General features: G+C 43.9%; 18 protein-coding genes, 1 pseudogene and 1 other annotated feature. Of the genes and pseudogenes, 8 read left to right on the top strand and 11 right to left on the bottom strand.

Features of this window, described 5'->3' with window-relative positions; all coding sequences use genetic code 11:
* Nucleotides 1-50: 50 nt before the first annotated feature.
* Nucleotides 51-779 (top strand): tRNA1(Val) (adenine(37)-N6)-methyltransferase, encoded by a 729-nt coding sequence (locus AC3CIA_RS02465; protein WP_108091685.1) that lies wholly within the window; start codon nucleotides 51-53, stop codon nucleotides 777-779.
* Nucleotides 780-886: 107 nt separating this feature from the next.
* Complete coding sequence (gene srmB, locus AC3CIA_RS02460; protein WP_054547801.1) at nucleotides 887-2,152, top strand: ATP-dependent RNA helicase SrmB; 1,266 nt, start codon at nucleotides 887-889, stop codon at nucleotides 2,150-2,152.
* A gap of 182 nt (nucleotides 2,153-2,334) precedes the next feature.
* Here srmB and yaaA read toward each other — a convergent pair whose 3' ends face one another.
* A complete protein-coding gene (gene yaaA, locus AC3CIA_RS02455) occupies nucleotides 2,335-3,111 on the bottom strand; it encodes a peroxide stress protein YaaA (RefSeq protein WP_171311870.1) in 777 nt (258 codons plus the stop codon).
* Nucleotides 3,112-3,241: 130 nt separating this feature from the next.
* On the opposite strand from yaaA, the gene AC3CIA_RS02450 reads away from it, so the two are divergent.
* A complete protein-coding gene (locus tag AC3CIA_RS02450; protein ID WP_488518466.1) occupies nucleotides 3,242-3,364 on the top strand; it encodes a hypothetical protein in 123 nt (40 codons plus the stop codon).
* 59 nt (nucleotides 3,365-3,423) lie between these two features.
* Here the strand turns inward: AC3CIA_RS02450 and AC3CIA_RS02445 are convergent, their stop codons facing one another.
* Complete coding sequence (locus tag AC3CIA_RS02445) at nucleotides 3,424-4,854, bottom strand: alanine/glycine:cation symporter family protein (RefSeq protein ID WP_017084788.1); 1,431 nt, start codon at nucleotides 4,852-4,854, stop codon at nucleotides 3,424-3,426.
* A 712-nt stretch (nucleotides 4,855-5,566) separates the two neighbouring features.
* Here AC3CIA_RS02445 and AC3CIA_RS02440 point away from each other — a divergent pair.
* Complete coding sequence (locus AC3CIA_RS02440; protein WP_004735002.1) at nucleotides 5,567-5,755, top strand: DUF3545 family protein; 189 nt, start codon at nucleotides 5,567-5,569, stop codon at nucleotides 5,753-5,755.
* Nucleotides 5,756-5,905: 150 nt separating this feature from the next.
* On the opposite strand, the gene AC3CIA_RS02435 is transcribed toward AC3CIA_RS02440, so the two are convergent.
* From AC3CIA_RS02435 to nfo, 3 genes are all read right to left on the bottom strand, one after another.
* Entirely contained in the window at nucleotides 5,906-6,457 is a 552-nt protein-coding gene (locus AC3CIA_RS02435; protein WP_054547802.1) for a hemerythrin domain-containing protein, read from the bottom strand.
* An 86-nt stretch (nucleotides 6,458-6,543) separates the two neighbouring features.
* Complete coding sequence (gene ung, locus AC3CIA_RS02430; protein ID WP_488518465.1) at nucleotides 6,544-7,224, bottom strand: uracil-DNA glycosylase; 681 nt, start codon at nucleotides 7,222-7,224, stop codon at nucleotides 6,544-6,546.
* Nucleotides 7,225-7,620: 396 nt separating this feature from the next.
* A complete protein-coding gene (gene nfo / locus AC3CIA_RS02425) occupies nucleotides 7,621-8,529 on the bottom strand; it encodes a deoxyribonuclease IV (RefSeq protein ID WP_488518464.1) in 909 nt (302 codons plus the stop codon).
* Between the two features lie 326 nt (nucleotides 8,530-8,855).
* On the opposite strand from nfo, the gene grcA reads away from it, so the two are divergent.
* Entirely contained in the window at nucleotides 8,856-9,233 is a 378-nt protein-coding gene (gene grcA, locus AC3CIA_RS02420) for an autonomous glycyl radical cofactor GrcA (protein WP_009848415.1), read from the top strand.
* Between the two features lie 78 nt (nucleotides 9,234-9,311).
* Here the strand turns inward: grcA and thrC are convergent, their stop codons facing one another.
* The 3 genes from thrC to thrA are packed head-to-tail and all read right to left on the bottom strand — an operon-like array spanning nucleotide 9,312 to nucleotide 14,025.
* A complete protein-coding gene (thrC, locus tag AC3CIA_RS02415) occupies nucleotides 9,312-10,595 on the bottom strand; it encodes a threonine synthase (protein ID WP_488518463.1) in 1,284 nt (427 codons plus the stop codon).
* A complete protein-coding gene (thrB, locus tag AC3CIA_RS02410; protein WP_488518868.1) occupies nucleotides 10,592-11,548 on the bottom strand; it encodes a homoserine kinase in 957 nt (318 codons plus the stop codon). The genes thrC and thrB overlap by 4 nt, the downstream gene beginning before the upstream one ends.
* 17 nt (nucleotides 11,549-11,565) lie before the next feature.
* Complete coding sequence (gene thrA, locus AC3CIA_RS02405) at nucleotides 11,566-14,025, bottom strand: bifunctional aspartate kinase/homoserine dehydrogenase I (RefSeq protein ID WP_488518462.1); 2,460 nt, start codon at nucleotides 14,023-14,025, stop codon at nucleotides 11,566-11,568.
* A 29-nt stretch (nucleotides 14,026-14,054) separates the two neighbouring features.
* Nucleotides 14,055-14,173 (bottom strand) — a sequence feature (Thr leader region).
* A 316-nt stretch (nucleotides 14,174-14,489) separates the two neighbouring features.
* Between thrA and AC3CIA_RS02400 the strand changes: the two genes are divergently transcribed.
* On the top strand, nucleotides 14,490-14,966 hold the full coding sequence (locus AC3CIA_RS02400) for a DUF7840 domain-containing protein (protein WP_017077706.1): 477 nt from the start codon (nucleotides 14,490-14,492) through the stop codon (nucleotides 14,964-14,966).
* A 29-nt stretch (nucleotides 14,967-14,995) separates the two neighbouring features.
* Here AC3CIA_RS02400 and AC3CIA_RS02395 read toward each other — a convergent pair whose 3' ends face one another.
* Nucleotides 14,996-15,481 (bottom strand): putative 4-hydroxy-4-methyl-2-oxoglutarate aldolase, encoded by a 486-nt coding sequence (locus AC3CIA_RS02395; protein WP_004734993.1) that lies wholly within the window; start codon nucleotides 15,479-15,481, stop codon nucleotides 14,996-14,998.
* Nucleotides 15,482-15,528: 47 nt separating this feature from the next.
* Here AC3CIA_RS02395 and AC3CIA_RS02390 point away from each other — a divergent pair.
* Both AC3CIA_RS02390 and arcA read left to right on the top strand, forming a co-directional pair.
* Nucleotides 15,529-15,687, top strand: a pseudogene (locus AC3CIA_RS02390) (ribonuclease activity regulator protein RraA).
* 372 nt (nucleotides 15,688-16,059) lie between these two features.
* Complete coding sequence (gene arcA, locus AC3CIA_RS02385; protein ID WP_004741534.1) at nucleotides 16,060-16,776, top strand: two-component system response regulator ArcA; 717 nt, start codon at nucleotides 16,060-16,062, stop codon at nucleotides 16,774-16,776.
* A gap of 187 nt (nucleotides 16,777-16,963) precedes the next feature.
* Here the strand turns inward: arcA and AC3CIA_RS02380 are convergent, their stop codons facing one another.
* Entirely contained in the window at nucleotides 16,964-17,407 is a 444-nt protein-coding gene (locus AC3CIA_RS02380) for a hypothetical protein (protein ID WP_004734990.1), read from the bottom strand.
* A 7-nt stretch (nucleotides 17,408-17,414) separates the two neighbouring features.
* The gene (arcB, locus tag AC3CIA_RS02375; protein WP_171311858.1) at nucleotides 17,415-19,838 is read right to left on the bottom strand and encodes an aerobic respiration two-component sensor histidine kinase ArcB; all 2,424 of its coding nucleotides are present in this window, start codon (nucleotides 19,836-19,838) and stop codon (nucleotides 17,415-17,417) included.
* Between the last annotated feature and the right edge of the window lie 102 nt (nucleotides 19,839-19,940).

The following is a 19,940-nucleotide window of genomic DNA, read 5'->3' as shown; positions in this document are numbered from 1 at the left end:
AATTAACATTAGAGCTAATCACTTAAAATATATCGATATCCAGAACATTCATGAAAGACAAAAAAACCGAAACCAAAAGCTTCAATTTCAAAAAATTCTCTATTTACGGAGGACAAAGTGGCATGCCCGTCAGTACCGATGGCGTGTTACTTGGCGCTTGGGTAAGCCTGCCACAAAGATCATGTGTACTCGATATTGGAACAGGAACAGGTCTGTTGGCCTTGATGGCTGCGCAGCGTTTTGAGGATGCTTCAATCTCTGCGATAGATATTGATCAGCACGCCATTGATGCTGCCACAGTCAATATTGAGCAGTCGCCTTGGCAAGATCGCATCTCCCTTCATCATGGCAGCGTGTTAACCACGGACTTCTCGCAACGATTTGATGCAATAATTTGTAATCCGCCCTACTTCAACTCTGGAGAGCAGGCACAGCAAAGCCAAAGAGCCACCGCGAGGCACACCAACAGCTTGGATCACCTTGAGCTTGCTCAGCGTTGTTTCGAGATAACGACCGATGTCGCCACCGCCAGTTTTATACTGCCGACGACCGAGGGAGAAGGCTTCATCAAGCTTGCCCAACAATGTGGTTGGTACCTAGCAAAGCGCCTTGATGTGAAAACAACAGACAGAAAACCGGCAATTCGAGTTCTGTTTGAATTATCTAAAGATCCTGTTTGTGAGCAAGATTTGCAGCGTGAATCGCTTACGATCCATCATGATGGCGGTTATAGTGAGGCATTTATTGCCCTTACTAAAGATTTTTATCTCAAGATGTAGCAAATACCATGTGATCCTAATCACTAATGCTTCTATAATGTCCGACTACTCTTTTTTATCGTCTGCTTTTTGAGGCAGAAACATTTATTGCTTGTGGAGAAACAACAGTGATCAGAACCTTTGCAGAACTCGATCTAAACCAAGAGCTGCTTAAAGCAATTGACGAAATGGGCTACGAACGTCCAACACAGATACAAGCTGAAGCAATCCCGCAAGCGTTAGATGGAAGAGACGTTTTGGCTTCTGCGCCAACAGGTACTGGTAAAACAGCATCATTTGTATTGCCAGCACTGCAATACCTACTGGATTTCCCACGTAAGAAATCTGGCCCTGCACGTATGCTTATCCTGACGCCAACGCGTGAGCTAGCAATGCAGATCACCGAACAAGCACGTGAGCTTGCTAAATACACCAGCCTGAACATCTTTACGATCACGGGCGGTGTGATGTACCAAGAGCACGCTGACATCTTAAGTACAACCCAAGATATCGTGGTGGCAACACCCGGTCGTCTAATGGAGTACATCGAAGGCGAGCGTTTCGATTGTCGTGCGATTGAATGGCTAGTTCTCGATGAAGCCGACCGTATGCTAGACATGGGCTTTGGCCCTGTTGTTGACCGTCTGTCTGCAGAATGTCGCTGGCGTAAACAAACTTTACTGTTCTCAGCAACGCTAGAAGGTAAAGGCATTGAAGGTTTCACTGAAGATCTACTGAAAAACCCAGCAGAGATCGATGCTAAATCATCACTGCGTGAACGTAAGAAGATCACTCAATGGTATCACCGCGCCGATTCAGCTAAGCACAAGCTTGATATCCTAAAACATATCATCACAGAGCAAGCTGAACGCAGCATCATCTTCTTGAAGACGCGTGATCGCCTAGGTGAGCTACGAGGTCAACTAGAAAGTGCACAGATTCCATGTGTGTGGATCCAAGGTGAAATGCCTCAAGATCGTCGTAACAACGCGATTTCTCGTTTCCGCGATGGTTCTATCAACGTACTGCTGGCAACTGACGTCGCAGCTCGTGGTATCGATCTTCCAGATGTGAGCCACGTTATTAACTACGACATGCCGCGTACAGCAGATGTCTACCTTCACCGTATCGGCCGTACGGCTCGTGCAGGTAAGAAAGGTAACGCGGTTTCTATCATTGAAGCGCACGATCAGCTAATGATTGAACGCGTGGCTCGTTACACTGAAGATGCGATCAAAGAACGCTTCATCGAAGGCATGCGCCCAACGCATAAGAAAGCCGCGGTAACGAAGAAGAAGAAACCGAAGAAAGAAGACAAGAAAGCGGTCGCAAAGCAAAAAATTGCTAAGAAAAAGAAAATCGCTAAGAAAAAGAAAGCCGTTAAGAACAAGTAATCTAACCGCCTTTCAATGATTCAATAAAAAGCCCCATGCAGTTCTCTGCATGGGGCTTTTCTTTGTCTGGTTTATTATTGTCTGGCTTGTTATCAGGCTAAATAACTAGGCCTCTAATTTTAATTACAGACTCAAACCGAGAGTAACTCATTAACCAAGAGTGACTAATTAACTAAGAGCTACTAGTTTTGCTCTTCACGCTTGAAGACAAGCTCTTTCGCATTCGACTCTTCTTCAACGAAGTAGTAACCCGCCGTATCAAATTTGGTCAGCGCTTCAACTGAATCGATTTTGTTCTCAATGATGTAGCGAGCCATCATGCCACGCGCTTTCTTGGCGTAAAAACTGATCACCTTGTACTGACCATTCTTACAGTCTTTAAAAACTGGCGTGATGATTTGACCATCAAGGCTCTTCGGCTTCACCGCTTTAAAGTATTCGTTCGATGCTAGATTGATCAACACATTGTCGCCTTGAGCATTTAACACTTCATTCAGCTTGTCTGTGATGATGTTGCCCCAGAACTGGTACAAGTTAGTGCCACGCTCATTAGCTAAACGTGTGCCCATCTCTAGGCGGTAAGGCTGCATCAAATCCAATGGCTTCAATAACCCATATAAGCCAGAAAGCATGCGCAGGTGATTCTGTGCGTAGTCAAAATCATCGTCCGACAGTGTTTCAGCATCTAGGCCAGTGTACACATCGCCCTTAAAGGCTAGGATTGCTTGGCGTGCGTTGTCTTGGGTAAAGGTCTCGCTCCATTGCTCAAAGCGCGCTACGTTCAGCCCAGCAATCTTATCGCTTACTTTCATCAGAGCTGAAACATCAGCAGGTGTCAGCTTGCGGCACTCTTCAATAAGCTCTGCAGAGTGTTCAACAAACTCTGGCTGGCTGAAGCGCTCAGTCGCTAATGGTGATTCGTAATCTAATGTCTTGGCTGGAGAAACGACAACTAACATAACTTTACCCTAATCGGTTATCTAACTGGATGCAGCTAGAGTATAGAAAAAACATCAACTTGTCTTTATGACTCTTCCTATTACTTTGATAGACAGATCTAGCGATAAGTCGCTTACAAAGAAGAATCGCTTGCAAAGAAAAATCGTTAACAAAGAAAAAGTCGCAGACAAAGTAAAAATTACTCACCAAGAAAAATCGCAGACAGATAGAAATTGCAAACAGATAGAAATCGCAGGCAAAGAAAAAGGCTAAGGTCGAAACCTTAGCCTTTCTAATGATTTTAGGATGAGTGATGAATCACTCCAACAAGATTACTTCTTCTTGTTGTTAACCCAAATACCATCTTCCAATTGAGCCTTAAGCTCTGGGAAATCATCCGCATCAAACGTGGGTACTTTACCCGCGTCTAATTGACGGTTGTAGTCTTTCGCTAGCTTAATCACGATGCCCGATAGCAAGATGATCGCAACCAAGTTCACAATCGCCATTAGACCCATCGATACGTCAGCCAATGCCCATACCGTTGGCAATGTCGCCAAAGAACCGAACATAACCATACCCAGTACAACGATACGGAACAGCACGAGGCCCTTCTTGTTGTTGTGCTCTAGGAAGATAAGGTTTGTTTCAGCGTACGAGTAGTTTGCAATGATTGAAGTGAAAGCGAAGAAGAAAATCGCTACCGCGACAAAGATGCCACCCCATTCGCCCACTTGTGCCGTTAGTGCACGTTGCGTTAGTTCGATACCCGTTACTTCACCGTGTGGTACATATTCACCAGACATCAGGATGATTGCTACTGTTGCAGAACAGATAACAATTGTGTCCATGAACACACCTAGCATTTGCACATAACCTTGCGATGCTGGGTGCGGTGGGTAAGGCGTAGCAGAAGCTGCTGCGTTTGGCGCAGAACCCATACCCGCTTCGTTCGAGAACAAACCACGTTTGATGCCGTTAATCATCGCTTGTGCGATCGCGTAACCTAGGCCACCCGCTGCTGCTTCTTGCAGACCGAATGCACTCTTGAAGATAAGAGCCAGAACTTCAGGCACTTTCTCAATGTTCATTAGCATTACGTAGATAGCGATAGCTAAGTAAGCCAGTGCCATGATTGGAACAATGATTTCGGCAGTGCGGGCAATCTTACGGATACCACCGAAGATAACGAATGCAGAGATAATTACGATACCAACACCAACGTAGCCACGCTCAAAGTCGAATGCCGTGTTCATTGCACTTGCAATCGCGTTCGCTTGAACCGCGTTGAATACTAGACCAAATGCGATGATTAGGAAGATAGAGAATAGAACCCCCATCCAACGCATACCTAGGCCTTTCTCCATGTAGTATGCAGGGCCGCCACGGTAGTTACCGTCGTTATCACGCGTTTTGTATAGCTGAGCTAGTGTGCTTTCAGCAAATGATGTTGCCATACCTAGCATGGCGATTAGCCACATCCAGAAGATAGCACCAGGGCCACCGGCGGTTAGTGCCACAGCAACACCTGCCATGTTACCTGTACCTACACGAGCAGCAAGACTAGTACAAAGAGCTTGGAAAGAAGAGATACCAGCACTGTCTGCTTTACGGCTGTTTCTAAGAACAGAGAACATGTGGCCGAAATGGCGGAATTGAATGAAGCCTAGTCGTACAGTGAAGTAGATACCCACACCAACGAGTAAGTAAACTAAGATAGATCCCCAAAGGAGATCGTTCATCAAATTGATTAAGTCTGTCACGTGAACCTCGTAATTGAGTTTAAGCACCGATCTTGCTTCCGAGCCTTCCTCTAGATCACCTATGCCAGTGTCAATAGTTGTGTCGGCATTAGATTTATATTTATTTGTTGCGATCTAGATTGTAAATGTCGCTTCATGCATCCATTTTACGTATCAGTGTATTTTTTGACGGGCGGATAATGCAGCGAGACGGCCTAAAAATCAATATGCAAATACATTTATATTAAAATGACATTTCACTAATAACACACCTTTTGTTAACACAATTTTCAACAATACAGCCCAATAAAAGTCACATTATCGGGACATAATATCAACAACAACCAAGGTACCACCAAAACAAGAACGACATCCTATAAAGATGACGTCAGCCTAGGTTTTACAAGGTATAGTGAAGATCTGTATTTTTTTCTAGAGCAATGAGAACCCTCTACCGCACGGCACAATACGCACTTAAATGCATTATAGTAAAAATACCATTCCATTCGCACAATGAATTAACATTCCATAACCCCTAATTTAATCGTTTACTTAGGTTTGTTTGCTTATTTTTTGTACATGAAAATCCCCACAATGTGTGAGCATGCATAAGAAAACAGAACAAAAACTTCATAGATTTGAAACGAATGAGAAACAAATCAAGGTTATTGCGAACCTAAATATGATATTTAATGGTTCGTAAGAACGATTCCCACGGAAGGAGATATGGCTTATGGATAGCTTTCAATTCGATGAACTATCAGAACTAGAAATGCCTCGTGCAACTCAAAAAACTCGCTCTAAACCACTCAAGCGTAAATGGCGTGAAATCGAGGCAATCAACGATCGTAGACAGCTTGAGAAAGAGCTCAGAGAGATGAATCTCGGTCTCGATTTTAGCCTTGATGATATAAAGCTTTAATCTGCACGACAAGAAATCAGATAGCAAAAGGCACCTATACAGGTGCCTTTTTTATTGTATGAAACCACTCTTCGATTTAGAGCACAATTTGAAAGCGAGCATCTTAATAGAGAGCGCCTAATAATAGCAGCGTTTCAATACGACAACGGGCTACACGCACTCTTGCTCATTCTGTCGAACACGAGCCGCAAGTTGGCGGTACTGATCGGCAATTGTCTCTCCAAAGACAGGGTCGTCTTCCGGTTGAAGCCATTGAGACTCTACCTCTTGCCAGTCTTTGACCGTGAATGCCTTCACAATCATCGGTAACACATGCTTCTCTTCATATTCCATGTGCTTTCGTTGAGCTTTAACAAAGGCTTCAAGCTGCTCAATAAAGACTTGTTGAGGAACAACCGCATCTTGGAGGATCATATCGACCACACCTAAAAAGTCCGCTGTTTTCTCAGAAAGCAATTGATGTTCCAGCTCCAAGTCTTCAATCATTTGCTCGCTGCCATATTGCTTGAGGTAGTAACGATAAATAACGTCTTCTTTCGGGTGATGCACCTTATCTGAATGGTTCATGAGATAATGAACCACCTCTGCGATCAAGCTATAGTTTATTTCTCGCTCTTGTTTTAGATGCTCTAACTTATTGTTGAGTATCGCGAGCAAACGAGCCATATAGCCATGCTCTCGTCTTATCCTTTCAATCATCATAGTATTGCACTCCATTACACCTACTATTTACAAGTGTATACGAAGATACTCATTTATGATTTGACCCTGCTCAGAAAACCACCAACCTACAACTCTGTTGGTAATCGCCAATCTATAGGTTGTTGATCCATAGAAGAAAGTAGCTTGTTGGTTGTTGAGAAATGCTGACAACCAAAGAAGCCACGACGGGCGGATAATGGCGATGGATGAGGAGCGACCAAAACATGATGCTTGTTTTCATCAATAGCTTGGCCTTTCTTTTGGGCATGCGCGCCCCAGAGTAAGAATATGATCGGCTCAGAACGCTGATGTAGCTCAGCAATGATGGCATCGGTAAAGGTTTCCCAACCACACTTAGCATGTGAGTGTGCTTTTGCCTCTTCTACTGTAAGTACCGTATTCAACATTAATACCCCTTGAGATGCCCAAGTGTCGAGGTAACCATGACTCGGGATCTCAAAGCCGTCTATATCTTGTGCGAGTTCTTTGTACATATTACGTAGAGACGGTGGGATTTTAACGCCAGGCAGCACAGAGAATGCTAAGCCGTGAGCTTGGTTGGCACCGTGATAAGGGTCTTGCCCAAGGATAACCACGCGTACAGACTCAAAAGGCGTCATATCAAAAGCACTGAACACCTGCTCTTGAGGAGGGTAGACGGTTTTCCCACTATTGCGTTGCTGTTCAACAAACGCGAGCACACTCTGAAAGTACTCTTTGTCACGTTCATCATTAATAATGGATTCCCAAGTCTTTGGTGCGCTCATCGTTTTACTTCCCAATCATCAAGGTTTCTAGCGGCTTTCGCCAGACAAAAAAATAGCTGTATCGGCTAACTGTCCTAAATTAGGCTCTAGTTATACCTCATACAGCTATCAATAAACATGATGTGTAGGGTTCACTTGTTGATGAATCATAATAATCAGTTCAAGTTGTGTTTATCTCGATTAACCACTTTTCTGCTGTGTACGATGGTGCCCGTGGTTATGCACGTGACGGTTTGGTGTTGGTAAACGGCGTGCGACAGCAACAGTTGAAGTTTGGGTGATTGAATACATAAAGGCACCTCCTGTAAGACATCGTGAACTACATATTCACTTTAGTACTATGAAAGAAAGGTGCCAATTTTTAGAAATAGACGGAAATAAATTCCCCCTCTATTATTACTCTTCTTCGCTCACTGCCGTTGCTGAGCGATGGAACATTCTAAGTTGTTGAATTTCTTCTTTCCAGATCGTCGAATCAATGGTTTCCAAGATAAGAGGAATACCATTAAAGCGAGAATCCGAGGCAATATACTCAAAACAATCCCAGCCAATCTCGCCTTTTCCTAAAGAATGGTGTCGATCGACTCGGCTTGCGAACTCAGCTTTTGAATCATTGATGTGCATTGCTCTTAGATAGTGCATACCCACAATGCGCTCGAACTCTGCAAAAGTATGCTCACACGCTTCTTTTGTTCGTAGGTCATAACCGGCCGTAAACGTATGGCAAGTATCTAAACACACACCGACACGCGACTTATCTTCTACTTGGTCGATGATCTCTGCTAGGTGCTCAAACTTCCACCCCAGGTTAGTGCCCTGCCCTGAAGTATTCTCAATCACCGCAATCACATCAGGTACTGCTTGGTGCGCCAGGTTGATCGATTCAGCGATCTTCGCCAAACATTCGCTTTCTGAGATTTTCTTTAAATGACTCCCAGGATGAAAATTCAACAGCGTTAACCCAAGTTGATTACAACGCTCCATTTCATCAATAAAGGCCGCACGCGATTTCTCTAGCTTCTCTTCTTCTGGTGCTCCTAAGTTAATAAGGTAGGAGTCATGAGGAAGAATGTGTTCGGCACTAAAACCTAACATTTTGCAGTTGGCTTTAAAGGCGCTGATGGTTTTAGCTTCGAGTGGTTTTGCAGCCCATTGTCTCTGGTTTTTAGTAAACAGTGCGAACGCATTCGCACCAATCTCGCGAGCGCGCATTGGCGCTTGATCAACACCGCCAGCAGCAGACACATGAGCACCAATAAACTTAATATTAGTTTCAGGTTTTGAGGATGAATTATTGTTTGTCATTAAATCACTTTACACTTTTAGAATGCTTAATAAATAAAGGGTCGTATCGTTTGTAGTTCAATAAAAACACAACAAATGTAGTAAACTTACAACAAATAAGACTGTTAAATATTTTTTATACTTTAAAATATTTTGTAATTAGTTTGTTTTCAAAGGTTTTATTGATTTACCTCAATATAATCACCTTTGTAAAAATATGGTTTTTGGTTGTTTTTTGACTTAAATCAATGTTAACCTTACTGATATTAGGTATATATTACCCAGCTCAATAAAAATCGAAAGTTAACACCATAATCAAACCACATTCAGTGGACTAGGAGATAGTTATGATCCAAGGTATTCAAATTACTAAAGCAGCAAACGATGACCTACTAAACTCAATCTGGCTACTAGATAGCGAGAAGAATGAAGCTCGTTGTGTTGTTGCTACTTCAGGTTTCGAAGCTGACCAAGTTATCTCAGCAGCAGACCTAGGCGAGTACGAAAGCCGTGAAGTTGCTATCGAAGCAGCACCACGCATCGAAGGTGGTCAGCACCTAAACGTTAACGTTCTTAAGCGTGAAACGCTAGAAGACGCCGTTGCTCACCCAGAGAACTACCCACAGCTAACGATCCGTGTATCTGGTTACGCTGTACGTTTCAACTCTCTAACAACTGAACAGCAACGTGACGTTATCGCACGTACTTTCACTGAGTCTCTATAATTTTTAGAACTTAGATTAGAATACAAAAACGGCGCTCATTGAGCGCCGTTTTTATTTATTCAACAATACAGATAAACGTTACGGTTGAACTCGGCGAAGTACCGTTTTCAGAGCGTCAAAGTCATTGTCTAGATCTTCAGATAACAATTCCATCACTGCGTGCTTAGCCAATGGACCTGGCAACTCAATATCCGTACCTAAAATATCATCAACCACTTCTTTGAATTTCGCTGGGTGTGCAGTACACAAGAACAGACCAGTTTCGTTCTCTTGCAGTTGCTCTTCCAGTAGACGGTAAGCAATCGCACCATGTGGTTCACATAGGTAACCCTGTGCTTTTAAGTCACGTACTGACTCAGCACTTTGCTCGTCAGATACCTTACCTTTACCTAGTGTATCTAAGCCCCAACCTTTCAGTTGGCAAAGCTCTTCGATACGAGGCCAGTTGTTTGGTTGGCTTACGTCCATCGCGTTTGATGTTGTTGCTACCGTTGGCTTTGGATCCCATTGACCTGTTTCTAGGTAACGAGGAACCGTGTCATTTTCGTTGGTTGCAGCAATGAAACGCTTCACAGGTAGGCCTAGTGCTTTAGCAAGTAGACCTGCTGTAAGGTTACCAAAGTTACCACTTGGTACTGAGATAACAAGGTTCTCACGTTGCTCTTTGGTTAGCTGAGAAGCCGCTTCAAAGTAGTAACAGATCTGAGCCATCAAACGGCTGATGTTGATTGAGTTTGCCGAGTTAAGGCCAATCTCTTTACGCAGCTCAGCGTCGTCAAATGCATCTTTCACTAGCGCCTGACACGCATCAAAGTCGCCATCGATCGCCACAGTATGGATGTTCTTACCTAGCGTACAAAACAGCTTCTCTTGCAGTGGGCTGATCTTGCCTTTCGGGTAAAGGATCACAACATTGATGTCTTCCATACCGTAGAAAGCGTGCGCAACCGCCGCACCAGTATCACCTGATGTTGCCGTTAAAATAGTGATTTGACCACCATCTGAAACAGCTGCTAAAGATTGAGCCATAAAGCGGCCACCAAAATCTTTAAACGCGAGTGTTGGGCCGTGGAAAAGCTCAAGCGCGTAAACACCATCTTTTACTTGCTTGATAGGTGCAGGGAACTGGAACGCCGCATCTACCAATTGAGCAACCTGTTCTTTTGGTAGCTCATCGCCGATTAAAGCCGAAAGAATCTTTGAACTACGAGGGACAAAGTCCTCTGCTAGCAGCGCATCGATGTCATCAAACTTTGGCAGTTCAGATGGGAAAAATAGACCTTGATTGCGGCCTAGACCTTGACGAACGGCTTGGCCAAAAGAGACTTGCTCGTCATTTTCTTTGATGTTGTACAGCTTCATAACTCACTTCCTGTAACGATCGAACCTTGCTTATCTAAGCGACAAACGTGGACGAATCCTTCTTCGTTTTGTACGTAATTTTGTTCTAACCAGCGTGCAACACGCTCGGCGACATCTTGTTCTTTGCAAATGCTAAATAGAGTTGGACCACTACCGGAGATCCCAGTAGCAAGCGCTCCAGCTGAGGTTGCGTATTTACGCGCATCAGCAAACCCTGGAAGCAGTTTCTCACGATATGGTTCAGCAATCACGTCTTTGATCATCTTCGCTGCTAGCTCTGGCTGATCAGAGTGGCAAGCATGGATGAAACCCGCTAAATGGCGACCATGAGCAATGACATCTTGGCGACGATATTGAGAAGGTAGAATCTCGCGAGCTTCTGCCGTTGAAACCTTAATGCCCGGATATGCCATTACCCAGTACCAGTCATCAAAACATGGAACTTCTTGACTAATGATACCTAACTCTTCCAGCATTAATTGCACACCACCAAGGTAACAGGGTGCAACGTTATCGTAGTGGATGCCACCTGAAATTTTACCTTCCATTTCGCCCATCAGAGCAAGCAGTTCAGTTTCATTCAGTGGCTGACCATGAAAACGGTTTAAAGCATCCAGTGCCGCAACAATTGAACAAGCACTTGAACCTAAACCAGAACCAATAGGCATGTTCTTTTCTAGTGTCATTTCCAAAGGCTTAACCGCAACGCCTTTTTTATCAAGCTCTCTAGAGAACACAACCCAGCAGTCGTAGACAATGTTTTCTTTGGTTTCAGTTGGCAGCTTAGAAACAAAACTGCCTGCTGTTTTTAGTGAGAATGATTCATCACCTGCTTTAACCATAACTCGGTCACCGAGCAGCGTGCCATCCACTGGAGACACAGCTGCCCCCAGCACATCAAACCCTACACTGACATTGCCGATTGATGCAGGCGCATAAACAACAACATCCATATCACTTGAACTCATTCCTAAACTCCTAATTTCCAACCAAGAGTACGCATCACATCAGAGAATACGCCTGCTGCTGTAACTTCAGTACCCGCACCGTAACCACGTAATACTAGAGGGATCGGTTGGTAGTAACGGCTGTAGAATGCTAATGCGTTCTCGCCATCTTTAATCTTGAACATTGGGTCGTCGCCATCAACAGCTGCAATACGAACTTTACACTTACCATCGGCGATTTCACCAACATAACGAAGCACTTTGCCTTCTTCTGCTGCGATCGCTGACTGTTCTTGGAAGTAAGCATCCGCTTCTGGCAAGCGAGCCATAAAATCTTCAACCGTGCCTGAATCATCAAAACCCGGTGGCAATGCTTGGTCAACTTCAACATCTTCAAGCTCAAGTGCCATGCCCGCTTCTCGAGCGAGAATAAGCAGTTTACGCGCCACATCCATACCCGATAAATCATCACGAGGATCCGGTTCAGTAAAGCCGTTATCTTTTGCAATATTGGTTGCTTGACTGAGTGTCATACCTTCATCAAGCTTACCGAAGATGTAAGACAGTGAACCAGAAAGAATGCCGTTGAATTTCTCAAGTTCATCACCCGCAGAGATTAGGTTCTGTAGGTTTTCGATGACCGGTAGACCTGCGCCTACTGTTGTCTCGTACATCAACTTACGACGTGAATTACGTGCAACTTCACGAAGCTGATGGTAGTAAGCCATGCTCGCTGTATTTGCTTTCTTATTTGGTGTTACCACGTGGAAACCAGCCGCTAGGAAATCAGCGTATTGCGCCGCAATGCCTTCGCTAGACGTACAGTCAACCAATACTGGATTGATAATGTGGTTACGTTGAACAAGTGCATTTAAGCGCGCTAAGCTAAACTCTTCTGTCGCGCTCGACATGCGATCACGCCACTGCTCTAGCGGCAGACCATCGCTATCTAGCAACAAGCCTTTGCTGTTTGCTAAACCACATACGCGAATCACGATGCCTTTTTCAGCCAGTTTGCCTTGTTGACGTTGGATCTGGTCAACAAGCTCACCACCAACACCACCAACACCAACAACGAATACGTCAAGGAAGTGCTTAGAGTTAAATAGGTTCTCGTGACACGCTTTGATCGCTTCAGAGATTTTGTCTTCAGGAATAACCGCAGAGATCGCACGCTCAGAAGAACCTTGCGCGATAGCAACGATGTTGACGTTCACTTCAGCTAAAGAAGAGAAGAACTGAGAAGCAACGCCACGTGAAGTACGCATACCGTCACCCACCAGCGTCACAATCGCAACATCATCCATGAACTCAACAGGCTCTAATAGGCCATCTTTAAGTTCAAGTTCAAACGCGTCTGACAGCACTTGCTTCGCTTTCACTTTGTCAGCCGATTCAATACAGAAGCTGATGCTGTACTCTGAAGAAGATTGAGTAATAAGGACGATAGAAACGCCGGCAGAAGACATTGCGCCGAATACACGACTCGCCATACCTACCATGCCCTTCATACCTGGGCCTGATACGTTAACCATCGTTAGGTCACTTAGCGTAGTGATGCCTTTGATTGCTAGGTTATCTTCGCCAGTGTCTTGGCCGATCAAAGTACCTGCACCCTGTGGGTTGAAGCTGTTTTTGATTAGGCAAGGAATATGGAATTGCGCGATAGGAGCGATAGTCTTCGGGTGTAGAACCGAAGCGCCGAAGTAAGAAAGCTCCATCGCTTCTTGATAGCTTAGCGATTTAAGAAGACGAGCATCATCCACTAAACGCGGGTCACAGTTGTAAACACCATCGACATCTGTCCAGATCTCACAACAATCAGCGCGTAGACATGCCGCTAGAACCGCTGCTGAATAATCAGAGCCATTGCGACCAAGCGTTACTAACTCACCTTTTTCATTACCAGCCGTAAAGCCCGGCATGATGTTTACGTGACCTTCTGGAAGCGGTGATTGACGGAAGTTCTGAGTTGAAACATCCACATCGACCATCGCTTCAAGGTGGTCACCTTTAGCGTATAGGTATTGAACTGGGTCAATCAGGCTTGCCGGTTGACCTTTCGCTTCAAGTACCGCTTTCATCAACTGGATTGAAATTCGCTCACCTTTACTGATGATGCGAGCATTTACGTGATTTGGACACATACCCAGTAGGTTAATACCATTCACGAACTGCTTAAGTTGAGCAAGAGAGGTATCGACCTGCTCTTGAAATGCAGAGCCATCGACTGACGGCAATACAGCTTGAATCTCTGCAAACAATGCAGCGAATGATGATTCGATCTCGGTGATCTGTACGTCTGCTTCACCATTTTTTAGTGCTGCTTCAATTACAGCAACCAGCTTATTGGTTGTTTTTCCTGGAGCCGATAGTACAACGGCTAGCTCTTCTTGCTGGGCATTATTAGCGATGATATCTGCTGCTCGTAAAAAACGATCTGCATCAGCTAATGATGAACCTCCAAACTTTAAAACGCGCATCCCTTTCTCCATAAGTCATAAAAATGGTACAAAAAAAGGCCTGTATCTTGTTGGATACAGGCCTTTTTTTTAAAATCCGTTACTTAGCAGCCTGCCCCAACAATGTGAATGTCGGTAATAATAATGGTGGTGGTCATTACTAGGTGGCTTACGTGCTGCATATCAAATTCTCTGCTTGTGCTTTACTCTACGTGTATCAATTTTTAGCACTACACGTCAATGAAAAGTTGATTTTTTTTTACATTCACACCATTTTTCAGAGCAAACCGCCATTTCAAGGATAAAACAGCGGCTATAAGCCTACAATTCAAAGATTGGGTTTGATATCAGAACAACAAAGTTAACCCATTGCATATATAGCCATAACAAAATGCTATATCGATTGTGCAGCGAACGTACAGATCTTGTGCTTTAATTGAACGATAACGTTCGAAGAACAATAATAATGACATCAGGAGTGGGAAGTGAAGAGATTACTTATTCTTTTAGCCTTTGCTATGCCTGTTGTTTGTTCAGCGAACAGCCTACCTCTGTTAAACAATTTGCCTTTGCTACCCAGTCAAATCGATCGTTCTGCCCATAAGTTTTTTATCTCAACACAAAATGCATCGAGTGAAAGCTTTGACACTTGGAAAGTCGATAGTGGCTATTCTTATAGTCTGTTTGCTGATGTAGATCTTTATGTCGGTACACGTATTAATAGTGATTCACTAAAATATGAGAGTGGATTCTTGAGTGGTGTCAGCTATCAATTCTCAGAGAGAGTCTCTTTCAACAGTTCTCTACACACTTATAAAGATGAAACCGAGGACAGTGAAAAGTCGGTCGCCGCTGAGGTTTCAAGCCGAGTACAACTGACCGACAATCTAGATTTGCATGCCACCCTTGATTATGAAGAGTGGCAGCAAGGTGTTGAAGTGGGATTAGGATTTCGTTTCTAATCTATCTCATTTCGTGATTGATAAGCCCGTTAAGATTCAATCAACAATTCCGTTGAAATTAGCACACCATTCCAATCAGCATATATATAGTCACCAGGCTGAATCAGTTGATTGTGTACCGTGAGCGTGACATTAACTTGCCCAACACCGTGCTTCTCGGTTTTAAATGGTGATGCCCCAAGCGCTTGAATACCAAGATCCATCTGCGCCATCATCGCTACATCACGAACCGCACCATTCACAATCACGCCTTCCCAACCGTTTTCTATAGCTAGAATCGCCAATTGATCACCAAGCAGTGCTTTCTGACACGAGCCATTACCGTCTACGACGAGCACTTTGCCACTGCCGTCAGTCTCTAAAACCTCGCGAACCTTGGAATTATCGTGATAACAACGAACTGTTACAATTTTCCCCCAGAACGCACCACGTTGACCGAAGTTCTGCAATGGCATGTTCAGTTGGGTGACTTTGCTCTCAAATTCATCACACAAGTCGGGTGTTATATCGTGCATATATCCTCCGTGAGTAAGGCGTTACCTATTAAGTCAGGCGAGCCTCTATGCTTTTATATGTTATTAAAATTAATCCTTTGTTTTCATCATTCTATGCTCAATTTATTACTGAATAAAAGTTGATTGAGCATATTTATCTACTAGACTCTAAGGACAGCTTTCAGCTTCCTTGGTTCATAATCTGGTCTTTAGCAGGCGAGATGTAAGAACTATCTCGAATAATCATTCTGGTTTTGCTGCTAAATAATCACCATAACATTGGTTAAGTTGTAGCCATACTATTAAAGTTTGTTGCGATACGGCAATTGATGTAAATCAACAAAGTGAATGGAATTAACATTCTCGCGTTGTTAGCATGCTGTTAACATTATAGAATCCTCTGCAATCACTAAAAGAATGATTAAAAGGCGTACTGGATCTACGTTATTGGGCAATACTTCAAGGAAGGCAGATAGCTGGAAGTAAGTGTTTTTTTGAAAACTTTAAGTTATCATCAAAAATACATTACCTGTATGTTATGTTTTTGCCTAGAATTTATTCTATTAGCACAGTTTCGTCACAAATTTAGGTACCGCCAAATGCAAACCCCGCAGATTCTTATCGTTGAAGATGAGCAAGTAACTCGTAACACTCTAAAGAGTATTTTTGAAGCAGAGGGATATGCTGTTTTTGAGGCTAGCGACGGTGAAGAGATGCACCAAGTGCTATCTGACAACCAAGTTAACCTTGTAATTATGGACATCAACCTTCCTGGTAAGAATGGCCTACTACTTGCGCGTGAACTACGTGAGCAAGCAAATGTAGCGCTTATGTTCTTAACGGGTCGTGATAATGAAGTTGATAAGATCCTTGGCCTAGAGATCGGCGCTGATGACTACATCACTAAGCCTTTCAACCCTCGTGAACTGACTATCCGTGCACGCAACCTTCTTAACCGTTCAATGAGCACAAGCTCTGTTCAAGAAGAAAAGCGTAGCGTTGAGAAGTACGAGTTCAATGGTTGGGTACTAGACATCAACAGTCGTTCTCTGGTTAGCCCAGATGGCGAAGGCTACAAGCTACCTCGTTCAGAGTTCCGTGCTCTACTTCACTTCTGTGAGAACCCAGGTAAGATCCAAACACGTGCAGACCTTCTTAAGAAGATGACTGGCCGTGAGCTTAAGCCACACGATCGTACTGTAGACGTAACAATCCGTCGTATTCGTAAACACTTTGAGTCTGTTTCTGGTACGCCAGAAATCATCGCAACGATTCACGGTGAAGGCTACCGCTTTTGTGGTGACCTAGAAGACTAATTCGATTCGCGCTTCGGGCCGTTTAGTTCTTGTCGTCGGTTAGCTGTTCTAAACCGATAGCACTTCTAAACCGTTAGTACTTATAAACCAATAGCACTTCTAACAGTCGAAGCGTAATCAATAGTGATTAAAAAGGGAGAATGCCAATGCATTCTCCCTTTTTTATTGTTCATTGATCGCTAAGGTTTTAGTAAACCGTATCAACCTTAACGTCTTTCTCGACGAGCCACTTCACGGTTTCGCCGTCTTTGAGTTCAATCGCAACATCAACAGGTTTGTCACTATCGATCTCTAGCTGCCATACAAAAGCGACTTCCCACTGAGTTTCACTGTGTGTTCTTAAATCAAGATCGTCAGCTGTTACCAACAAGGTATCCGCACCCTGTTTAACCGTCACACTTTCAACCGCAAGCGTTGCTGGTAGTTGTGAGTCAGACTCTAGGTAGATAGAACCGTGCAGAGTCTTATCTTGAGCCTCTCCAATCGTAGGCATCTTGTTGTGCCACAGGTTGCTTTTCATTGTGACTGTCGCTGCAGATATTTCTACTTGGTTATCTTGCTGCCATTCTACTTGTGGTGCAGAACAACCCGCTAATGCCACGACACATGCGGCGAATGCTAATTTTTTCATTATTCTTCTACCTTTGATTTAACCAACTCTTTAAGACTTCAATGTCATTCTGGTATTCGTTATTTATTTCATCAACCCAATCTGAAATGTTCTCCCACCACGCAGGCATATCTGGAGATTGAGCTTTCTGAGCAACTTGCTGTATGCGCTTCAGGCCAATTGAACCTGCCGCACCTTTAATCTTATGCGCTTCAGAAACGATGCTGTCTTGATCTTTCGCCACCATGTTGGAATTCAATATTTCCATATATTCCGGCATCATATCTTCAAACATCACGATGCTGTCCAAAACCGGTTTCGACCCGACAATGTCCACATAAGACTCTAGCATATCAATATCAAGCAAAGAGGTATCAATCGTTGAAAGAACAGGCTTACTCGCTACTACTTTTTCAGCACCTGTTACTTTCTTAACACCTGTTACTTTCTCAATACCGGTTACTTTTTCAACATTCTTTGCTGTATCAATACCCTTAGCTTTCTCAATAGTCTCTGGCGCATCCTCGATAAGATCGCTGATGACATCCTGGATTGCACGAACCGACAGTGGTTTACTGATCGCTTCGTCCATGCCTTTCTGGAAGTACTCTTGCTTGTTGTTTAATACGTTCGCGGTTAATGCCACCAAAGGCGGCAGCTTGCTGTATTTCTCGCGGTAGTATTGAGCAATATCGAAGCCTGTCATATCTGGTAACTGGATATCCAGTAATACCAAGTCATAATCTTTCGGGTTGAAAACGATTTGCGCCTCTTTACCCGTCATTACGACTGTCACTTCATGACCAAGGCTTTCAAGTAGAGAGCGAGCTACTGTGATATTAAGCTCAATATCTTCGACCATGAAGATCTTGAGGTTGGACTGCTTTCTTGGCGTTTTGATCAGAGCCTGAGTATCGTGATTAACAGGCACTCGAATCGAAACCGTAAAGGTACTACCAAAGCCCTCTTCACTGGTGACTTCAATGTGACCATCCATCATATTGATCAGCTGTTGAGACACGGCAAGACCAATTCCGGTACCTACAGCGTGTAGATTATCTGTTCCCGATTTCACCTGGTAGTACATCGCGAAGATCTTCTCAATTTCACTTTCAGGAATACCAATTCCGGTGTCTTCTACTTCCATCGTGATGTTGGCAAAGTCGCCATCAACTTCAGCGCTGACTGTCATCACCACACCACCATCTTTGGTGAACTTCATCGCGTTGCTGACAAGGTTCCACAACACCTGTCTAAGACGAGTACCATCCACTTCGACCGCAGCAGGAAGATCCGATAACCTTTCAAGATCAAACCTTAACCCTTTTTGCTCTGCCATTAACGCAGAAATACTCTCGATCTCGACAACGAAATCTTCAAAGTTGAGTGGAGTTGGGAATAACTCAAGTTTACGACGATCAAATTTGTCCATATCGATAATATCGTTAAAGATATTACCCAATGTCACCGCGCTCACCTTGATGGTTTGCATCTGCTTGCGCTGCTCGGTCGTCAGTTGGCTATCCAACAACATACGACTCAAGCCGATGATGCCATTGAGCGGCGTTCTTAACTCGTGGCTAATGGTTGAGATAAAGGTGGTCTTATCACGACTGGCTTTCTCCAGTGACTCTTGGTGCTCTTTACGCTCAGTAATATCACGGCCAAAACCGACCAAGCCCAAGTGACGACCTTCTTTACTGTAGAAAGGCACCTTACGCAGTTCGAAGTAGCTCTTACGACCATCAGGGTATTCCAACCATTGGTCATAAGTCAGCGCTTGGTTGTCAGCAAATACCTTCTTATCGGTTTCAACAACTTGTTGAGCGATCTCTTTGCTATACACATCCCAAGGCGTTAAGCCAACGAGATCTTTTTCTGTCTTGCCAGTAAGCTCTTCAACTGCACGGTTACAACCCGAAAACACACCATCTTCATTGCGATAGTAAATAAGATCAGGAGAGGCATCAATAAATGAGCGTAGCAGTGCCGTACGCTCTGCAAGTTCAAGCTGAGTTCGCTCACGCTGGAACACCTCATTTTCGAGATCGTGCATTGCTTCTGCACGCGCTTCTTCCGCTTTTTCTCGCTCTTCAATTTCTTGATTAAGCTTCTCGATATTGAGTTGCAGTTTATTATTGAGCTCTTGATCTCGCTCTCGCATGTCACCAAGCTTAGAGACCAATTTCGCCAACCTTTGACGAGACTCTTCCAGCTGGTCTACGACCACTGATAGGAAATAAACCGCCCAAGGCGTGATCACTAAACCGAAGAAAACCGAACGGACAATGTCGATATCATCAACATTACCTTTGAGTGCGAGGGTTATACCCACTTGCACAACAACTGCGAGGGCTACAAGCGCTAAGGCGAGTAAGATAGAAAAGCGGACAATCCCCAGTTTTACGAGTAGATCCACGTAATACTGAGCGAGATTTTTCATGGGTTTCATTTAACGCTCCATGCGATAAGACTAGCAATATTCTACCCTGTTTAAAGAGAGGAGGTAAGCTAGCTACATCACACGCAGCAAGAGAGCTACAGTTATATTGTT

Source organism: Vibrio sp. QJM3NY_27 (genome assembly GCF_057785955.1).
Note: the sequence above shows the minus strand (reverse complement) of the source record. Positions and strands in the feature narration are given on the sequence as shown.